We start from the raw sequence: 17,723 nt of genomic DNA on the forward strand, positions 1-17,723 counted from the left end.
GAGGATCCAATTCAGGCTTCGCTCGCAACGATGACCGGGCAGTGAGCTTTTCGAATCATTGCACTGCTCGTGGTGCCGAGAGCGGTGTCGTCGAACGAACCTCGGCCGCGCCGGCCCACGACGAGAAGCCGTGCCTCGGTGGAGAGTTGTTCCAGAATGGCAACCGAGGGGCCGTCGTACTCGATCTGTCGGATGGTGACGCCGGGGTAGAGCGTGGCCCAACCTGACAGTTGCCACGTCAGCGGCGTCGAATGCTGGGGCGCGTGCCCGGCTGCGAAGTTTCGACTCAGCTCGGCCTCGGGCGGGGCGGCGTGCACGACGACCAGTTCGGTGCTCGCCGCCTCGGCTTCCTTGAATGCAATGGCCAAAGCGCTTTCGCTGTAGGCGCTTCCGTCCAAACCGACGACAACGGGAAGATCAGCCGTAGCCTGGCTTTCACACGAAGTTCCGACTGTTGCGAATGAACATGCCGGGGCGGGTGCAGTGAGATCGTCCTGTGGTGTGACGATCAACGGGTTGACAATCAAGGCAGCCTCGGACGTCAACGCGGTGAGGATTGCGGTGTTCTCCCCGGAGATCAGATCGGTCCGGATCCGAAGATCTGGCGACACCGACTCTGCGATTTGAATGGCTTCCATGAACAGGCCGGTCGGTGATGCCGAGGTATTCGGATCGCCGGTGTTCGGATCTGCGGAGTTCGGAGCTACGAAAACTATTCGCATCCAGAGACTGTGGCGATGCGCGAACTCGGCCGCCCACGTGATCACGTCGGTGCGCAGCGGGGATCCATCGATGCACACGACGACCGCTCCGTCTGCGGACCACTCCGAGGTGAAGACGTCAGTCGAAAGTTGGGAGGTCATTCCGAGCTCCTCGCGTTATGTCTGTCGAAGGTTCTGCTGAATGCGAACTGGCTTGCAGGACAGTGCCGAACAGCAATCCTGCAACTACTATCGAGCAAGCGGCAGTTGTCAGGGGCAACCACACGAGCGTCGTGACTGCGAACATGAGGAAGAGCAACGGCATCAGGAGATGGCCGGGTTTCGCTCGGCGTTCAACCTGCTGACTTTCTGCCCAAGCTCGATACTTCGTGCCGTCATTCATGTCGTTTCACCTCTGTGCTTACCGTGGAAACCGGCTTGTGACCAAGCAGTCCGACGTGCGCCTCGTCGCGCATCCTCTCGACCATGTGGGGGTAGTGCAGTTCGAATGCCGGCCGCTCACTGCGGATTCGGGGGAGTTCGGTGAAGTTGTGTCGTGGTGGAGGGCAGGACGTCGCCCATTCGAGTGAGTTTCCGAATCCCCAGGGATCGTCGACCGTCACGATCCGTCCGTACCGATAGCTCTTGAAAACGTTCCAGATGAACGGAATCGTCGAGGCTCCGAGCACAAACGCGCCGACGGTCGAGATCGTGTTGAGAAGAGTGAAATTGTCCGACGGCAGGTAATCCGCGTACCGCCGAGGCATACCCTGAGCGCCGAGCCAATGCTGGACGAGAAATGTCGCGTGAAAGCCGATCAGAGTCAACCAGAAATGGATCTTGGCGAGCTTCTCGTCCAACATCCGGCCGGTCATTTTCGGGAACCAGAAATAAATTCCGGCGTATGTCGCGAACGCGATTGTTCCGAAGAGGACGTAGTGGAAATGCGCGACAACAAAGTACGAGTCGGTGACATGAAAGTCCAGGGGCGGGCTTGCGAGAATTACGCCGGAGAGTCCGCCGAACAGGAATGTGACCAGGAAGCCGACGGAGAACAGCATCGGCGACTCGAAAGTCAACTGCCCCTTCCACATCGTGCCGATCCAGTTGAAGAACTTGACTCCGGTGGGAACTGCGATCAAGAAGGTCATGAACGAGAAGTAGGGGAGGAGAACGGCGCCGGTTGCGTACATGTGGTGCGCCCACACAGCGATCGACAGAGCTGCAATTCCCAGTGTTGCGTAGACCAATCCGGTGTATCCGAAGATCGGCTTGCGGCTGAAGACAGGGAAGATCTCGGAGACTATGCCAAAGAACGGAAGCGCCAGAATGTAGACCTCGGGATGGCCGAAGAACCAGAACAGGTGCTGCCACAACATGACTCCACCTGTCGCGGGGTCGAACAAATGCGCTCCCAGGTGCCGGTCCACCCACAGCCCGATCAAGGCAGCAGCGAGCAGCGGAAAAACGAGGAGGATCAGCATGCTGGCGACCAGCGCATTCCACGTGAAGATCGGCATGCGGAACATCGTCATCCCGGGGGCCCGTAGGCAGACGATCGTCGAAACGATGTTGACTGCGCCGAGGATGGTGCCGACGCCGCCGAGAGTAAGCCCGATGATCCACAGGTCGGCACCCATACCGGGGGAGTGGAGTTCGCTGGTGAGTGGCACGTAAGCGGTCCAGCCGAAATCTGCTGCACCACCGGGTGTTACGAACCCGGCGGAGGCGATCAGGCCGCCGAAGAGATACAACCAGTAGCTGAACGCATTGAGCCGCGGGAAACACACGTCCGGCGAGCCGATCTGCAGCGGCATGAGGTAGTTGGCGAATCCGAAGAAGACCGGGGTCGCGTACAGCAAGAGCATGATCGTGCCGTGCATGGTGAACAACTGGTTGTACTGCTCGTTTGACAGGAATTGCATTCCCGGGACAGTCAATTCCATGCGCATGAGCAGCGCCATCAGTCCGCCGATCAGGAAGAAGGCAAACGATGTCACGATGTACATCAGCCCGATCATCTTGTGATCGGTGGTCCTCAGGATCTCGACCAGTTTCGAACCCTTCGGAGCGGTCCGGGGAGTTGCGCCGACGTGGATATCGACCTCGTCGACCGGCCGGGGCGCGAGATCAACCACGACGGCCGCCTGTGCGCATCGACGTGACGAAATACCGAGAATTCTTGGGACTGTGGAACATAAACGCAATGATCGCGGCGGCCACGACCTCGGACGAGGGGAAAAGGTCCCGAGGATCGGACAGGGCGGCATGGCGTAGATCACGTGGTCCGGTACGGTCGAAAGACAATTGTCCTTGCGGATGGAAAGCGAGTTGTCATGGCATGTCGTATCAGTGAATTGGTGCTCGGTTGCCGGGATCCTGAGGTTCTGGGGCGGTTCTGGTGCGAGGTCCTGGACTTCGTCGTGCTCGATCGAATGCACGACGGTTCTCTGGAGATCGGCCCGCGCGAAGGGTTCGGCGGTCCGCAGCCGACGATCATCCTCAGTCGCAGAGACGAACCGGAGAAGGGTAAGCCCCGCCTGCATATCGACGTCAACGCCACCGACCGCGATCAGGAAGCCGAACTGGAACGCCTATTGGGCCTTGGTGCGCGGCCGGCCGACATCGGCCAGACGGGGCAGGAACAATGGCATGTCCTGGCCGATCCAGAAGGTAACGAGTTCTGCCTGCTCAAGGCCCAACTGGATCCGCTCTGACGCTCAACGGTGCTGGATTGACAACGGACTTCGCCTGGGGCTCAGCGGAACTCGCCACACCAATTCGGTGACGCCGTTCTCGCGGGTGATGTTGCTCGAGCCGCCGCACTGACGAGCGCGGGTCGCCAGGTTGTCGAGACCGTGGATTCTGGTTGCCTGGTCGATTCCCACACCGTCGTCGACGATGCTGATGACAAGATCTTCCGTTGCCCGGATGGTGACGTCGATGGCGTTGGCATGGGCGTGCCGCAGAGCATTGCTCAACCCTTCGCGCACAACGGCTTCGGCGTGCGGGGCGAGTCGAGCCGGGACGGAACTGTCGATGGTCCCCTCGAAAGTGACGCTGGGAGTGATCGACGAGTGACCGGACAGACCGTTGACGGCGTCGAGTAATCGGCGTCGCAGGCTTGTGGGAGTCGACATCTCGCTCGTGTGGAGGTCGAAGACTGCGGTGCGGATTTCGCGGACCGTTCGATCGAGTTGATCAACGGAGTTGTCCAACACCGTGCGAATGGTTTCCTCGTCGCCGGGACGTTGCAATGCCCCCTGCAAACTCAATCCGGTGGCGAACAACTGCTGAATGACGTGGTCGTGAAGATCACGCGCGATTCGGTCTCGATCTTCGAGGACGTCGACCAGTCGCTCTTTTCGTTGCTGTTCGGCGAATTCGACAGTGACAGCGGCGATGTCGGCCATTGCCGTCAGCTGCTCGATCTCATCGACGCCCCACGGACGATCGCTGCGGCGTGATGCGAAGAGGACGCCGCCGCCGAACGAGGTTCCCGACAATGGGAGTGCGACGACGGATTCCTCGCTGGAAACATGCAGTGCCGGAACAGCACTGGCGCTGGGGGCGGAAATCGTTCGCCGGCTGCGGGCAGCTTCGTCGATCACGGTTCCGGAAAGATCGAGAACTGTGCCGTCCGAGACGGTCATCCCGCGAGTCCGGGATTCTGCGACGTGAACACCCGGCCCTTCGCCGAGGTCGTAGCGAACTATGCACACCAGATTGCCGTCGGTGAGACGGCGCGTCGTGCGAACCAGTTCGGCCAGTGTCTCGTCGCGAGATCCTCCACTGAGCAGGCGTGCGTTTACGGCGGCGACGGCCTTGAGCCACGCTTCCCGCGTTTGGGATTCCTCGAACAGACGCGCATTGTCGATGGCGATGCTCGCAGCGTTTGCCAGAATCTGGAGTACGGCCTCGTCACGGTCGTCGAATGCAGTCCGTTCCGAGCTGTCCGCGAGGTAGATGCTGCCGAACACCTCGCCCCTGACGAAGATCGGAACACCGAGAAACGTGTCCATCGGTGGGTGATTGGTTGGAAACCCCGCCGAGGACGGGTGTGAGGCGATTCGGTCGGTTCGAACCGGACAAGGTTCTTGAACGACCAGGCCCAGCAGTCCGTGACCTTCGGGAAGATGCCCGATCTTGGCAACCTGCCCCTGATTCAAACCGGAATGGATGAAGCGCGACAAGCGGCCGTCGGGAGACTTCACGCCGAGCGCACCGTAGTCCGCTTCGAGCACATGTCTTGCGACGTCGACTATCTGTTGCAGCGTTTCGTCGAGTTGGAGGGTGGACCCGACTGTCAATACGGCACTGAGCAGCTTGGGAATTGCAGTCGGGTTGAGGGCAGTCAGCTCTGCGCTTCCGGCGATGTCGCCGAAAAGGCTGAGCATGAGCGCGTCGCGGCTACCTGGCATGGTGTGTGCCTGTAGTGGCGGAGAATGGTGAACCGGACGGCGTCAGTAGGTGTGTGGTCGCCTGTCCCGATGGATCCGGGTAAGCAGTGCCCGCACGAAGCTTGGTCGCCAGAACTGCAGCCTGCGTTCGACGTTCGAGACCCAGTTTTTCGAGGATGCGTGAGACGTAGTTCTTGACTGTTTTCTCCGAGAGTTCCGCGTGCGTGCTGATCTCTCGATTGCTCAGCCCCTTGCCGATCAACTCGAAGATCAACAGTTCCTGATCGGTCAACAGTGCTGCCGCAGTGCCCGACTCCTGCTCGGATCGGATGCGCCGGACCAAACCGACCACCGCCTGAGTGTTCAACAGCGATTTGCCGGTGGCGACCGTATGGATCGCGGATACCAGGTCGTGGCCGCGGATGTTCTTGAGGACGAATCCGCGTGCGCCGGCGATCAGGGCGTCGAGTAGGGCGTCGTCGTCGGAGTACGACGTGAGCATCAACGTGGCCGCTTCCGGGCAGGTCGACGCCAGTTCCCGGCACAGTTCCACACCGTTGCCGTCGGGAAGTCTGACGTCCATGACGACCACGTCGGGTCGGCATTCGGGTATTCCGTCCGAAGCTTCGCGAACACACGACGCCTCGCCCACAACGTTGAGTCCCGATACCTGATTCAACAGGTCTGCCAATCCACGACGGACGATCTCGTGGTCGTCGACCAGATAGATGCCGATCGTCACGGTGGTCACCTCTTCCAGCTCGCGCCTGCCATCGATGTTACCGGACGGTAATGTACTGGCAAGGACGGGTTGTTCGTCAAACGGTCGACAAAAAACCCGCGTCGAACGGTGCGAGACCGAGTGTCGATTGCACAGAGTCAAAGGTCCCGATCGCGACGAGATATGGATCACCGAGGTTCGGCTAGGCGATCAGTGTGAAGTGAATGTGATTGCGCCGGTGCCGTTTCGATCGTTTCAGTCCGTAGGCGCGAGTTCGACCGAAACGTAAACTCCCTTGCCTTTTCGATGTGCGAGGGCTTCGCCAGGACGATCGATACCGTCCAGTTGGAGAACGATGGGGCCTTGTTCCGGATAGAAATTGCGCCACCAGCTTTTCTTGTCCGGCATGGCAACTCCGATCGTCACATGGTCGCCTTTTCTTTTGTAGGACACGGGCGCGCTGAAGGTACGTCCCGATTTGCGGCCGACGTAGGTGATGACGGTCATTGAACGGCCGAGTAATTTGCCCACGATCGGAGCGCCGATCAGTGGTTGGACCACTACGTTGACGGCGGCGGATACACGTTGGAAAGTGTTCACAAGAAGCCCTTTCGCTTCGGATGCTGCACGGATTCGAACGCTGCACGGAAATGGTGCGTGCTGTAGTTCTATCCTGCTCGACGGCGATTGTCGCGTGGCAGAAATTGGTACAAACCGGTGCGCCGAAGCGAGTAGCGTGGGGGTACGTCGAGGGTCATTCGTATATGCGCGGTCAAGCCATGTCGTCCTCGATGCCAACCCGGTCTGTGATCGAACGGCCGAGAACTGGAGCGCCTGTATGGCGTCGAACCCGTCCGATGTGTCGAATGCACCAGGGCAAGCCGAGTCGACAGACGCGGATCAGAAAACGCCGTCCATCTGCCCTGCGTGTCAGCACAGTATGGAATCCCACGATCCGCTCGGCGTTCGGTTCTGCGCAGTGACAGCCGACCGCGGTCTCGATCGAAAGTGCATCTGCGCTGCCGATCGTGAGGAGATGCAGCACTATTCGCGATACTGAGCTTTCGGGCTGAACAGCGCCCGAGATCCTTCAATTCGCAACGCCTGAACCGCTATTGACGGCGGTACAAACGCGGTCTAGATTAATCGAATCAAATTCGATTAATTGTGGAGGTGCTGGAAGTGGAGGCCGAACTTCTGTTCGTCGGAGGCACGATTCGTACGGGGGATTCGGCCCGCGGTGTCAGTGACGCATTGGCCGTTGCAGGCGGCAGAGTTGTTGCTTTGGGGGATGCGGCCAGGGCGTTGGAGTCGGCCCGTACGGAAGTTGTCGACTTGGCAGGGGGAGCGCTTCTACCGTCGTTCGGCGACGGCCATGTTCACCCGTTGATGGCTGGCCTGGAAATGCGCGGCGCCAAGATTCGTGATTGCGACAGCATCGACGAGGTAGTGCGGGAAGTGCGTCGCTGGGCGGACGCGAATCCGGACGCCGAGTGCATCTTCGGAGAGGGCGTCTCTCCCACTCTGGCGCCGGGCGGACTGTTCGACGCCCACTGGCTCGACGATGTAGTGCAGGACAGGCCCGTCGTCTTGCGCACGATGGACTATCACACCGTGTGGGTCAACAGCGCCGCGCTTCGGAGCGCCGGTCTGACGCGCGATACCCCGGATCCGGTCGGCGGGGAAATTGTGCGAACAGCTGACGGCGAGTTGCTGGGGACGCTGCGTGAATGGGGAGCGATCAACCCGGTACTGGCTCTTCTTCCCGAAGTAACACTTCACGACGGAGTCGATTCGCTCGCTGCGGCATCGAAAATGCTTGCGGCAGCGGGTATCACTTGGGTTCAGGATGCATGGACCGAGTTGGACGATGTCGAGATCTGGTTGGCCACCGCTGAAAGCGGGCGCCTGTCGACGCGAGTGAATCTTGCCTTCCGAGCAACACCTGAGAGCTGGAAAGCCGACCTACCGGCGTTTGTCGAGGCTCGGCAGAAAGTTGCAGAACGGGGCGGTGACACAGTCAGAGCCGAAACGGTGAAATTCTTCGCCGACGGTGTCATCGAGGCGGGCACGGCAGCGCTCCTTGCGCCGTACTCGGACTGCCCGCATTCGCACGGAATCAGTAACTGGACGACGGATGAACTCGGTCGGGTTGCAGCTGAAGTGGACCGGTTGGGCTTTCAGATCCATATCCATGCCATCGGTGATGCAGGTGTACGCATGGCGCTCGACGCGATCGAATACGTCGATCGCTGTAATGGCCCGCGTGATCGGCGCGCCACGATCGCGCATCTGCAATTGGTTGACGGCGACGACCTCGACCGGTTCGAATCATTGGGCGTGATTGCCAATTTCCAGCCGCTCTGGGCTCAGCTCGATCCTCTGATGACGGAACTGACCATTCCGCGTATCGGCGTCGACCGCGGTGAGCTGCAATATCGCATCGGAAGTCTCGCCGAGCGAGGCGCGCGAGTGGCATTCGGCAGCGATTGGCCCATCACGGCCCACGAACCGATCAAGGGAATTGCCACCGCAATTCACCGCCAGACGTCTGCAGGAGTTCCGAGCGAAGGATGGCTGCCTCGTGAACGCGTCGGCCTCGACTGGGCCCTCGCGACATATTCGGCCGGTATCGCCTATCAAGGGTTCGAAGAGAACTCGTGGGGTCGCCTCCTTCCGGGCATGCGAGCCGACATGATCCAGCTGCCCGTCGATCCCCGCCACCTTGCTTCGTCCAAGGAGCTCAGTGACCTGGTCGTGTCCCGAACCTGGTTGGCGGGTAAGCGCGTTCATTGACCTCCCGGCCGGATTCGCGAAGGCTACTCGTGCACCTCATGCAAGAGGCGTCGAAAACCTGAAAGCAATGCCGTCCAGCCGAGTTCGAAGGCTTGCTCGGCCCTGGCCGGTCCCCTCGGTGCCGCGGCAAGTGCCCGAGTCAGGGCGTCGTCGGGTGTTGTCGCGTCCGCTTCGATCATGACCTCCGGTGCGGCCGCGTCCAGTGCCGCTCCGAGCAGAAAATTCTCCGATGCAGTGATGACGGCCAAGATGTGGTCGTCCGGGAATCCCGCCTCGCACAGACCCGCAGCGGGAGCGCGGTACACCGACAGTGACGTGGGGTCGCGCACCGTCTCCGTGGCGAGGAGGCGGATGGAAGTGGGGTGGCGACTGAACGCGGCTCGATACGACCTCGCCCACTCGGAGAACGCTTCGTCCCATGGCAAGCGCTCAAACGACGACCCGTCGATTTCACGTACGACGCGATCACGAACCAGGTCTACGACCGCGGCGCGGCCCTTGGCGTGGTGATAGATCGACGAGACTTGAACATTCAGGTGTTTCGCCAGGTCAGGCATCGTGAAGTCGCCGTCGCGGTCGACTAGTTCCAGTGCAGCCTTTGCGATCCGTTCGCGGTCCAGGCGTGCGATACGAGGTCTACCCACGGTCCCACCTCTCTAATCGAAGTTGATTCGATTATGCCCTTGTGGCGCCGGTCACAAGGATCTATCATAATCGAAACTGATTCGATTAATCCGGTCGGTGATTCCCGTTCCTGTTTTCTCCTCGTCATGCCCCTTCCTTCACTGGAGAAGTGCCTCATGAAGAAATCTGAAACCTCGCCCACCGTGCAGCTGCAAGGAGGCGTCCTGGGCACTGCCGGGATCGTCTTCTTCGTCGTGGCCGCCGCGGCTCCATTGCTGGTGATGGCAGGGGTCGCGCCGCTGGCCTTGAACATTGCAGGCATCGGGGCTCCGGGCGGATACATCTTGGCGGGGCTCGCGTTGGGAGTGTTCGCAATCGGTTTCACTGCGATGAGCAAGTACATCCACAATGCAGGCGCCTTCTACGCCTACATTTCAGTTGGACTCGGGCCTCGCTGGGGGCTCGCCGCAGCAGTACTCGCGTTGGTGTCCTACAACGCTCTCGAGATCGGAATCTTCGGGGCTCTAGGATATTTCGCCCAAACCACTATGGCGGACCTGGTCGGGGTAGATCTGCCGTGGGGATTGTGGTCGCTGTTGGGTGTTGGATTGGTGTGGTTCCTCGGATCTCGATCGGTACACCTCGGGGCGCGATTTTTGATCCTTTTGCTGACCGCGGAGACAGGGATTCTGGTTCTGCTCGCAGGAGCGGTCCTCTTTCAAGGCGGAGCCGTCGGAATCGATGTCGAATCCTTTGCTCCTTCCAATGTTTTCAGTCCAGGCCTCGGCGGGGTGTTGACTCTGGCCTTCGCTGCGTTCATCGGATTCGAAGCCACCGCCCTGTATCGGGAGGAAGCTAAAGATTCCGCTCGGACGGTTCCGCGGGCAACGTACATTGCCGTCGCGTTCCTCGGACTCTTCTACGCATTCATGGTGTGGATCATCATTCAGGCGTACGGCCCGGATCAGGCTCTCGCGCTTGCTGCTTCCGATCCCGCCGGCATGTACTTCAACGCGATCGAGCAGTACGTCGGCGGTTGGGCGAGCACCTTGATGGAACTGTTGATCATCACGAGCATTCTCGCCAGTCTGCTCGCGTTCCACAACGCGATCACCCGCTACGTCTTTGCGCTCTCGCGTGAACGCGTGCTGCCCCGAGCGTTGGGCAAACTACATCCGGTCTACAAGTCGCCCTACGTTGCCAGCGCAGTCCAGAGTTTCCTCGCGATGGTGGTGATCGTCGTGTTCGTGATCATCGGCGCAGACCCGTACCTCGAACTCCTGCTGTGGGTGAACTCGCCAGGCATTGTCGGCATCGTCGTGCTTCAGGTCATGGCGGCCGCGGCTGTCATCGCATTCTTCTGGAAAGATCGCCGTGGGCATTCGGTGTGGAGAGTCTTGATCGCGCCCGCATCCGCTCTCCTGATGTTGGTCTACGCAACGTATTTGATCGTTGATCAGATGGAGCTGATCACTGCCGCCGGCACGGCAGTGAACGTGGTGCTCGTTGCCGTCACACCGGTCAGCTTGGCTGTCGGCTGGCTACTCGGCTCCCGACTCGAACGACGTGACCCGGCGCAGTTCGCACGGCTGGGAACTACCGACGTCGATGCCGGTCCTTCGGCCTGACTCGGCTTTTACTCCACCAGTGGTGTTCTCCTATTTGTTCGTCTTCGGGAGGCCAGGGGGATTGACCAGCGACTTGTCGACTGCCTCGTTGGTGATCTTCCACCGCTCGAGAACTTGCTCGTATGTGCCGTTTTCGATGAGATGATCTATCGCTTCGCTGATCGGTTGTACCAAGCCGTTGTCTTTCTTGACCAGTACACCGATCTGGCCCAACGCGGCCTCACCGGCCCCGGAGAACTGACCGATCACTTCGTTCTCGCCAGTCTGTGCAGCGTGAAACTGCGATGACGGGTTGGGGCCGAAGTAAGCATCGATTCGACCGGAAGACAGCGGCAGGTAGTAGTCAGTGGTCTTCTGGTACACGGTGATTTCAGCGGGAGCACGCCCGGCCGCGACGTTGTCCTCGTTCCACTTCACAAGCAATGCCTCCTGATTGGTGGCAGCGCCGACTCCGATCTTCAGTCCGGCGATGTCTTCCGGCTTCTCGAGTGAGAGATTCTTGTCCTTTCTGACTTCGAATGCGAGAGTGTCGAGGCGGTACGTCGCGAAATCGTACTTCTCTTTACGCTCTTCGGTGACCGTCACGTTGGAGATGAACGCATCTGCATCTCCCGAATCGATCCGCACTGAATTCTGCGCCCAATCCGCGACCTGAAGGTCGATTTTCAACCCGAGCACCTCTGCAATCAAATACGCGAAGTCGGTCTCGGAACCGATGACCGTCTTGTCGTCGTCGGCATAGAAGCGCAACGGCGGCGCGGTTCCAGCGTTGCCGGTGATTCGGATCGTGCCCCGGTCGCGGAACTCCTGAGGGACCTTCGCTGCGATCGAATCAACCTTGTCGGTACCGATGCGGTTCTGCTCGGCCGACAAGTTGATACCGGATGTTGTTGCACCGGAGTGTTGCTCGGTCGATTCTTCATCTGGGCTTCCGCAAGCGGTACCAAGGAGGGCAACTGTGGCCAGGGCAGAGATCAGAAGCGTCGCGGTGCGAGGACGGGTGAACATCGGGTTCCTTCCGAGAAAAGGGTTTGTCGAAGCAGGTTGTCGAGTTGAGGAAGTGTGAACTAGCTCTTCCACGCATCCACGAAGTCCACCGAGTAGAGATCGGCTTGGATGCGCAGGTCGTGAACCGCGGGAGTCGTCGCGTAGATCAACGAAGAGGCGTGCAACGGGATCGCCAGTGCCTGATCGGCAATCAGCTCCTGAATCTCCTTCAACACTTCGTTTCTCGCATCGATGTCAACGGTCTGAGATTGTTTGACCAGCAACGCATTCAGCTCGGGAGTCGAGGCGATGCCTTTGGTCGAGCCGAGAGTGGGACTGAACACCAGCAGTACGTCACCGTCGGCGCGCAAGCTCTGGAAGTAGATCGATTCCCACGTGCCGTCGGTTCTCGCGGCGTTGTCCTCGGCAGTCGAGCGAGGTTGCAAGTTCACCGCGACTCCGATGTCGCGCAGCTGAGATTGGATCAGTTCGAACTGCGATTGTGGGAGGTGGTTGCGGTAGGCCAATTCAACGGTCAGTTTCTCACCATCCTTGGTTCGGAATCCGTCACCGCCGACTGTCCATCCACTGGCGTCCAGCAGTGACTTCGCACCCGACGGATCATAGGTGTACTCGGACGAGAGATCGGTGTAGCCGGGCGCTTTCACAGACAGGATGCTGCGTGCTTTCTCGTCACTCGGTGTGTAGGTGGTATCGATGATCTGTTGGGTATCGATGCCCTTCACCAAAGCACGCCGCACGTTCAGGTCCGCAAGTACCGGCGCGAACGTGGGGTTGAGCAAGAGCGAGTCGTTGATGCCGGCAGCAATGGACGGGATGACAGTGAGTCCGGCGCTTTGTGCGCGGTCGACGTCTGTGCTCGGAATGTCGATCGCGGCGTCCAGTTGTCCTGACGTCAAACCGCCGATTCGCACCGAGGATTCGGGGACCACCAAAAAGGTGATCGAATCCAGATATGCCTCTCCCTTGTTCTTGTTGAGTGAGGATCCCCAGTGGTACCCGTCCCGGCGGGCGAGTACGACCTTCGCGTTGGTCTCCAGTTCTTTCTGTACGAACGGACCTGAAGCGATAACGCCCTGGGCGCAGCGTTCTTCGGGCGTCTTCTTCAAGGATTCCGGTGCGATGATGGCGAGCGTGTCGGAGCGGGCGGATTGAAGGAATCCTGCCGATGGTTCCGAGAAATCGAGTGCGACAGTCGAGGGGTCGAGTACCTCGGCCCCGATGAAGGTCGCGAGATGAGATTTCGCAGTGGTTGCGAAGCCGCTGTCTCCCAGTCTTTTCTGGCTCTCGAAGTTATCTGCCACGACCTGTGCATCCAGACGTTCGCCGTTGCTGAAGGTAACTCCGTCCTGGAGAGTGAAGACGAATCGTCGACCGTCGTTCTGGACCTCCCAGGACGTCGCCAACCAAGGCACGATCTCCCCGGTGTCGAGATTCTGGTCGACGAGTTTGTCGTAGAGGGGATGGAACGCCGTGGCGGTTTGACCGTTCAGGGTCTTGTCGATGCACGGTGGAAACGTATTGATGGCAAAGGTCAGATCGCCCCCGGACGCGGGCTCGGAGTCCGCGCTGGCAGTTGGTGTTGCAGTGCTGCAACCAGCCGCAACTGCAAGCGTCGACGCCAGGATGGCGACTCGGATCGGTGTGGATGAAAGCCGCGACGTCGTCATGGACTGAGTTCCGTTCATCGTGTGGAAGTGCGAGTGGAATCGAAGATGTTGGACCGCAAGGTCGTTCCGGTGTATTCGCGCCGGAACACGCCCCGATCTTGCAGAAGTGGCACAACGGAACTGGCGAAGTCGTCGAGCCCCCTGGGGAAGTGGGTAGCCGTCAGGATGAAACCGTCAGCTGCTCCCGATTCGAAGAGATGGGTCAACTCGTCCGCTATCTCTTGCGGCGAGCCGACAATCTCGGGAGTGAGATCGTTACGCGCGAACAACTGTGCGGCTTCGGCGATAGTGAGATCCTGGGCGTCGATCAGCCGCGCCAGACGACGCGACGGACCTTTTCCCTGATCGACGACGTCGTTGATCGGAGTTGTCGGATCGAACTGCGACAGATCGAGTCCGGCGGAGTGGGAGACCCACTCGATTGCTGCATCCGGATGGATCAGGGATCGCAGATACTCCTGCCGTTCCTTCGCGATGCTCGTCGTCTCGCCGACTATCGGTTGCACGGCGGCGACGAGGCGCACCGAATCGGGGTCGCGTCCAGCCTCTTCCGCGTAGCCGCGAATTGCCTGGCGCTTCGCTCGAAGATCTTCCTCCAACGGGTCGATCGCAAAGACCAGATCTGCCCACCGCCCACCGAACTCGCGCCCTCGCGCCGATTCACCTGCCTGGATGAAGACCGGGCGGCCCTGAGGTGATTGTGGCAAGGTGAGTGGACCCTGCACCGACAAGTATTTGCCCTTGTAGTCGGCCGCGTGAATCTTGCTTGTGTCTGCGTAGATTCCGCTGTCGCGATCGGCCAATACGGCGTCGCCGTCCCACGATGACCAGAGTGCGGTGGTTGCTTCGAGAACCTCGTCGCCGCGTTCGTACAGTTCTTCTCTCGGAAGCCGATCGACTTCGGGAAAGTTGTCGTTTGCCGGACCGGGCGCCGTCATCACGATGTTCCAGGCCGCGCGCCCACCGCTGAGTATGTCGAGGCTGCCCAGAGTTCTCGCCAGGTTGTACGGGCTGTTGAAGCTTGCCGAAAGGGTTACGCCGAGACCGATACGATTTGTTGCGCCGGCCACCACTGCAGCCAACTGCGTCGGATCATGTTGAAAGCCGGTCAGCAGACCGTATTTGGTGTGGCCGTCGACGTAGTGCACACGCTCAGGTATCAATATCAGGTCGAATTTCGCTCGTTCCGCGGCTTGCGCGTATCGCTCGTAGAGCGCTCTGTCCTCGAAGGCATTCTCCGAGTACGAATGTCGCCACATTCCGGCACTGTGCATACTCGGAAACACCATGTAGGCGCCGAGGATCATCTGTCGTGTCATCGCTGGTCCGGATTCCTTGGTGTGTGATGGATGTCAGTGGAGACGGGTCGTTCGGGGTCGGCGCTCCACCCCGACCACGACGCGACGTAGACCGCGGAGCTGATGCCGACCGCTGCAAGCGCCAGTGCGTTGTGCGACGCGGCAACTCCGCCGCCGCAATAGGACACGACGGTGCCACCACGCTCTATTCCGAACTGGTGGAAGTATTCTCGTAACTCGCGGTCGGGAAGTAGGAATCCGTTGTCGTCGAGTAGGTCAGTTGCCGGCGCTGAGATAGATCCGGGGATGTGGCCGGCGCGGAAACTGCTCGATCCTCGGGCGTCGAGCAATCTGCCGGCCGATGCCGCGCGCAGGGCGCCTTCTGCGTCGGCGAGTGTCGTGCTAGCGGTGGAAGGTGGTACGGGCATCGAATCGTTTGTCGATATGGGTTTTCGGGATGAAGCCCATGCGGACGATCCGCCGTCCAAGTACCGCACTGAACGTCCCGCCCAGCGAAGCGTGAACCACGCGCGGGCCGCAAGCAGGGGGCTGTCCGAACTGTAGACCACGATGTGAGCATCGGCGGATACTTTCAGATCGTTCAGTGTTCTTCCGAATGCGTCGAGATCTGGCAGTGGTCGATTCCCTTCAGTCCCGCCGCCACTGCTTTGAAAGTCGTTGATCGACAATGTGATGGACTGCGGCGCAGTAATGATTCCGGCTCCGCCCTCGCTGTTGTCTCGTACCACGTTGACGACGACGAGCGTCCGATCGGAACGAAGGAGTTCGCGGAGTTCGGTTGCGGAAACAATGACTGCGCGACGCTCGATTCCCCCTGCTTCTGGCATGAAAGATATTGTGTAACAATTGCTTCAGTCAAGAAAGAGATAAGATCGTGGCAATCTTTACTCATGGCGACACGGCTGCCAGCACTTGTCCGGCATCGATGACATCTCCCACCGCTACTGTCACCGCCGAGACGATTCCGGGTGAGGAAGCACGAAGGGCAGTCTCCATCTTCATTGCTTCTACGACCGCGACGACATCACCTTCCGACACCCGCGTTCCAGTCTGCAGCACTGCCAGCACGGTTCCCGGCATCTTCGATGTGATCTCTCCGTCGCTGAGATCGGAATCCTTTGCTGTATAGACTTTCTCGATCACCTTCACGGTCCAGCCACCAACGCACACCCATGTACCGGTGCCGACTCCGAGGCGTCCAGCGGTGGTTGTCAAACCATCGGCGACCAGGCTGAGTGTCACTTCGTCGGTTCCGCCCCTGACGACCACCGAAATGTTCCGGCCGTCGGCGGCGACAATCCAGTGGTTGCTTCGTTGTGAGATGACCGTGGTCGGCACGACGCGGCCGTCGGCAATGAGTTCGCGTCCGATCGGGTCGGATCCCACCTTGCGCAATGTCTCTCGATGTAGTCCGTGGGGGCCGGTCCATGACGACCCGGTGACCGGCGATTGTTCCTCGACGGAAGTCCACACCATCGCAACAGCAGCGGCGGTGGCCTGGAGCTCTGCAGAATCCGGGATCAACCGAGTGAGGTGCTCGTCGACGAAGGAAGTGTGAATGTCATCCGCGCGCACAGCCGGTGTCGCCAAGAGAAGTCGGAGGAAACCGATATTCGAGGTTCCACCGAAGTAACTGGAGTCGGCCAAAGCTCGGTCCAATGATTCCAGTGCGGTTGACCGAGTCGGACCGCTTGCTATGACCTTTGCGATCATCGGATCGTAGAACGGCGCAATGCTGCCGGCACCCTCGAAAGCACTGTCGATGCGAACCGTCGACGGCCAGGTTACGTCCACGGAATGTGAAGGTGCGGGCCGAAATCCGTTCGACGGATCCTCGGCGTAGATTCTGGCTTGCACCGCGAAACCCCGCAGCGCGATATCGCGCTGCTGTAACGGCAAACGGGCGCCGAGGGCGATGTCGAGTTGCAGTTCGACGAGATCGACGCCGGTCACTTCCTCGGTGACCGTGTGTTCGACTTGCAGGCGCGTGTTGACTTCGAGGAAGTAGTAGCGGTTTTCGGCGTCAACCAGAAATTCGACGGTTGCCGCATTCACGTAGCCGACGCCTCCGAGTAGTCGCAGAGCGTCGTGCTGCATGGCTCCCAGGACCGATTCGGGGACAGAACTTGCCGGTGCCTGCTCGATGATCTTCTGGTTCCGACGCTGTAGGGAGCATTCACGGGTGAAGAAGTGAACTCCTGTACCGAAGGAATCGAAGAGGACCTGAACTTCGATGTGACGCGGACGCTCCACCAGCGTTTCGATCATCAGGTCGCCGCGGCCGAAGTTCCTTTCGTTCAAACCGATTGCAGAGGTGATGACCTCTCGTGCGTCATCACCCGGATGTAGTCGAACCATCCCCTTGCCGCCGCCCCCGAACACCGGTTTCAGCAGCACCGGCACGTCGAGAGATCGAACGTGACCGAGGACGGTATCGGGATCGGCGCTTGCCTCGCCCCACGCGGTGAGAGTCGGGATGCCGGCGTCAGCGGCGGCCTTCTTCGCTCTTGCCTTGTCTCCGAGTAGAGCGATGGATTCAGCGGCAGGACCGACGAATGTCAGACCTGCAGCGACGACGGCTTCAGCGAAATCGGAGTCTTCGGAGAGAAATCCGTAACCCGGGTGCACGGCGTCGCAATCCGCGGCCAGCGCGGCCGCAATGATTTGATCCGAATTGGTGTAGGACTCCGAGGGGATGTCTCCGTCCAGAAGCACGGTGTGATCGGCGAGGCGATGCCACTGTGCGTGTGAATCGACGGGGGAGGAGATCGTCACTACCGACATGCCGAGACGACGGGCCGTGCGCGCGATGCGCGTGACGATTTCGCCCCGATTGGCGATGAGAAGTCGAGTCAT

Annotated in this window: 15 protein-coding genes; 4 read left to right on the forward strand and 11 right to left on the reverse strand. The window is 60.0% G+C overall.

What is annotated here, in order from left to right; all coding sequences use genetic code 11:
- Positions 1 to 11 precede the first annotated feature (11 nt).
- A complete protein-coding gene (locus AC2ETI_RS15345) occupies positions 12 to 863 on the reverse strand; it encodes a universal stress protein (protein ID WP_046378072.1) in 852 nt (283 codons plus the stop codon).
- 233 nt (positions 864 to 1,096) lie between these two features.
- Complete coding sequence (ctaD, locus tag AC2ETI_RS15350) at positions 1,097 to 2,839, reverse strand: aa3-type cytochrome oxidase subunit I (protein WP_020906509.1); 1,743 nt, start codon at positions 2,837 to 2,839, stop codon at positions 1,097 to 1,099.
- Between the two features lie 198 nt (positions 2,840 to 3,037).
- Between ctaD and AC2ETI_RS15355 the strand changes: the two genes are divergently transcribed.
- The gene (locus AC2ETI_RS15355) at positions 3,038 to 3,418 is read left to right on the forward strand and encodes a VOC family protein (protein ID WP_020906510.1); all 381 of its coding nucleotides are present in this window, start codon (positions 3,038 to 3,040) and stop codon (positions 3,416 to 3,418) included.
- A 3-nt stretch (positions 3,419 to 3,421) separates the two neighbouring features.
- Here the strand turns inward: AC2ETI_RS15355 and AC2ETI_RS15360 are convergent, their stop codons facing one another.
- From AC2ETI_RS15360 to AC2ETI_RS15370, 3 genes are all read right to left on the reverse strand, one after another.
- Positions 3,422 to 5,122: a sensor histidine kinase gene (locus AC2ETI_RS15360; protein ID WP_483634095.1), complete on the reverse strand. Its 1,701-nt coding sequence runs from the start codon at positions 5,120 to 5,122 to the stop codon at positions 3,422 to 3,424.
- Positions 5,112 to 5,843, reverse strand: a complete 732-nt coding sequence (locus tag AC2ETI_RS15365; RefSeq protein ID WP_046379799.1) for a response regulator transcription factor — start codon at positions 5,841 to 5,843, stop codon at positions 5,112 to 5,114. Before AC2ETI_RS15365 ends, AC2ETI_RS15360 begins: the two co-directional genes overlap by 11 nt.
- Before the next feature lie 234 nt (positions 5,844 to 6,077).
- The gene (locus AC2ETI_RS15370; RefSeq protein WP_019747516.1) at positions 6,078 to 6,422 is read right to left on the reverse strand and encodes a PNPOx family protein; all 345 of its coding nucleotides are present in this window, start codon (positions 6,420 to 6,422) and stop codon (positions 6,078 to 6,080) included.
- A 238-nt stretch (positions 6,423 to 6,660) separates the two neighbouring features.
- Here AC2ETI_RS15370 and AC2ETI_RS15375 point away from each other — a divergent pair, with 238 nt between their 5' ends.
- Positions 6,661 to 6,882 (forward strand): RGCVC family protein, encoded by a 222-nt coding sequence (locus tag AC2ETI_RS15375; RefSeq protein ID WP_019747515.1) that lies wholly within the window; start codon positions 6,661 to 6,663, stop codon positions 6,880 to 6,882.
- A gap of 122 nt (positions 6,883 to 7,004) precedes the next feature.
- Positions 7,005 to 8,618 carry an amidohydrolase gene (locus tag AC2ETI_RS15380; RefSeq protein WP_483634096.1) on the forward strand — a complete coding sequence of 538 codons (1,614 nt, stop codon included), beginning with the start codon at positions 7,005 to 7,007 and terminating at the stop codon, positions 8,616 to 8,618.
- Positions 8,619 to 8,641: 23 nt separating this feature from the next.
- Here AC2ETI_RS15380 and AC2ETI_RS15385 read toward each other — a convergent pair whose 3' ends face one another.
- Complete coding sequence (locus tag AC2ETI_RS15385) at positions 8,642 to 9,262, reverse strand: TetR/AcrR family transcriptional regulator (protein ID WP_029254655.1); 621 nt, start codon at positions 9,260 to 9,262, stop codon at positions 8,642 to 8,644.
- Positions 9,263 to 9,418: 156 nt separating this feature from the next.
- Between AC2ETI_RS15385 and AC2ETI_RS15390 the strand changes: the two genes are divergently transcribed.
- A complete protein-coding gene (locus tag AC2ETI_RS15390; RefSeq protein ID WP_483634097.1) occupies positions 9,419 to 10,870 on the forward strand; it encodes an APC family permease in 1,452 nt (483 codons plus the stop codon).
- 30 nt (positions 10,871 to 10,900) lie between these two features.
- On the opposite strand, the gene AC2ETI_RS15395 is transcribed toward AC2ETI_RS15390, so the two are convergent.
- From AC2ETI_RS15395 to AC2ETI_RS15415, 5 genes are all read right to left on the reverse strand, one after another.
- On the reverse strand, positions 10,901 to 11,878 hold the full coding sequence (locus AC2ETI_RS15395) for an ABC transporter substrate-binding protein (RefSeq protein ID WP_483634098.1): 978 nt from the start codon (positions 11,876 to 11,878) through the stop codon (positions 10,901 to 10,903).
- Between the two features lie 59 nt (positions 11,879 to 11,937).
- A complete protein-coding gene (locus AC2ETI_RS15400; RefSeq protein ID WP_483634099.1) occupies positions 11,938 to 13,548 on the reverse strand; it encodes an ABC transporter substrate-binding protein in 1,611 nt (536 codons plus the stop codon).
- A gap of 14 nt (positions 13,549 to 13,562) precedes the next feature.
- Positions 13,563 to 14,867: an NtaA/DmoA family FMN-dependent monooxygenase gene (locus AC2ETI_RS15405; protein ID WP_317558210.1), complete on the reverse strand. Its 1,305-nt coding sequence runs from the start codon at positions 14,865 to 14,867 to the stop codon at positions 13,563 to 13,565.
- On the reverse strand, positions 14,864 to 15,694 hold the full coding sequence (locus tag AC2ETI_RS15410) for a sulfurtransferase (RefSeq protein WP_042950994.1): 831 nt from the start codon (positions 15,692 to 15,694) through the stop codon (positions 14,864 to 14,866). The genes AC2ETI_RS15405 and AC2ETI_RS15410 overlap by 4 nt, the downstream gene beginning before the upstream one ends.
- Positions 15,695 to 15,755: 61 nt before the next feature.
- The gene (locus AC2ETI_RS15415) at positions 15,756 to 17,723 is read right to left on the reverse strand and encodes an acetyl/propionyl/methylcrotonyl-CoA carboxylase subunit alpha (protein WP_151531403.1); all 1,968 of its coding nucleotides are present in this window, start codon (positions 17,721 to 17,723) and stop codon (positions 15,756 to 15,758) included.

It is taken from the genome of Rhodococcus sp. MurmanLake-1 (genome assembly GCF_056945715.1).

Bases quoted from the DNA above. Each gene is read 5' to 3' on its own strand.
- AC2ETI_RS15345 (WP_046378072.1), bottom strand. From the start codon at position 863: ATGACCTCCCAACTTTCGACTGACGTCTTCACCTCGGAGTGGTCCGCA.
- AC2ETI_RS15355 (WP_020906510.1), top strand. From the start codon at position 3,038: ATGGCATGTCGTATCAGTGAATTGGTGCTCGGTTGCCGGGATCCTGAG.
- AC2ETI_RS15360 (WP_483634095.1), bottom strand. From the start codon at position 5,122: ATGCCAGGTAGCCGCGACGCGCTCATGCTCAGCCTTTTCGGCGACATC.
- AC2ETI_RS15375 (WP_019747515.1), top strand. From the start codon at position 6,661: ATGGCGTCGAACCCGTCCGATGTGTCGAATGCACCAGGGCAAGCCGAG.
- AC2ETI_RS15390 (WP_483634097.1), top strand. From the start codon at position 9,419: ATGAAGAAATCTGAAACCTCGCCCACCGTGCAGCTGCAAGGAGGCGTC.
- AC2ETI_RS15395 (WP_483634098.1), bottom strand. From the start codon at position 11,878: ATGTTCACCCGTCCTCGCACCGCGACGCTTCTGATCTCTGCCCTGGCC.
- AC2ETI_RS15400 (WP_483634099.1), bottom strand. From the start codon at position 13,548: ATGACGACGTCGCGGCTTTCATCCACACCGATCCGAGTCGCCATCCTG.
- AC2ETI_RS15405 (WP_317558210.1), bottom strand. From the start codon at position 14,867: ATGACACGACAGATGATCCTCGGCGCCTACATGGTGTTTCCGAGTATG.
- AC2ETI_RS15410 (WP_042950994.1), bottom strand. From the start codon at position 15,694: ATGCCAGAAGCAGGGGGAATCGAGCGTCGCGCAGTCATTGTTTCCGCA.
- AC2ETI_RS15415 (WP_151531403.1), bottom strand. From the start codon at position 17,723: ATGACTCGACTTCTCATCGCCAATCGGGGCGAAATCGTCACGCGCATC.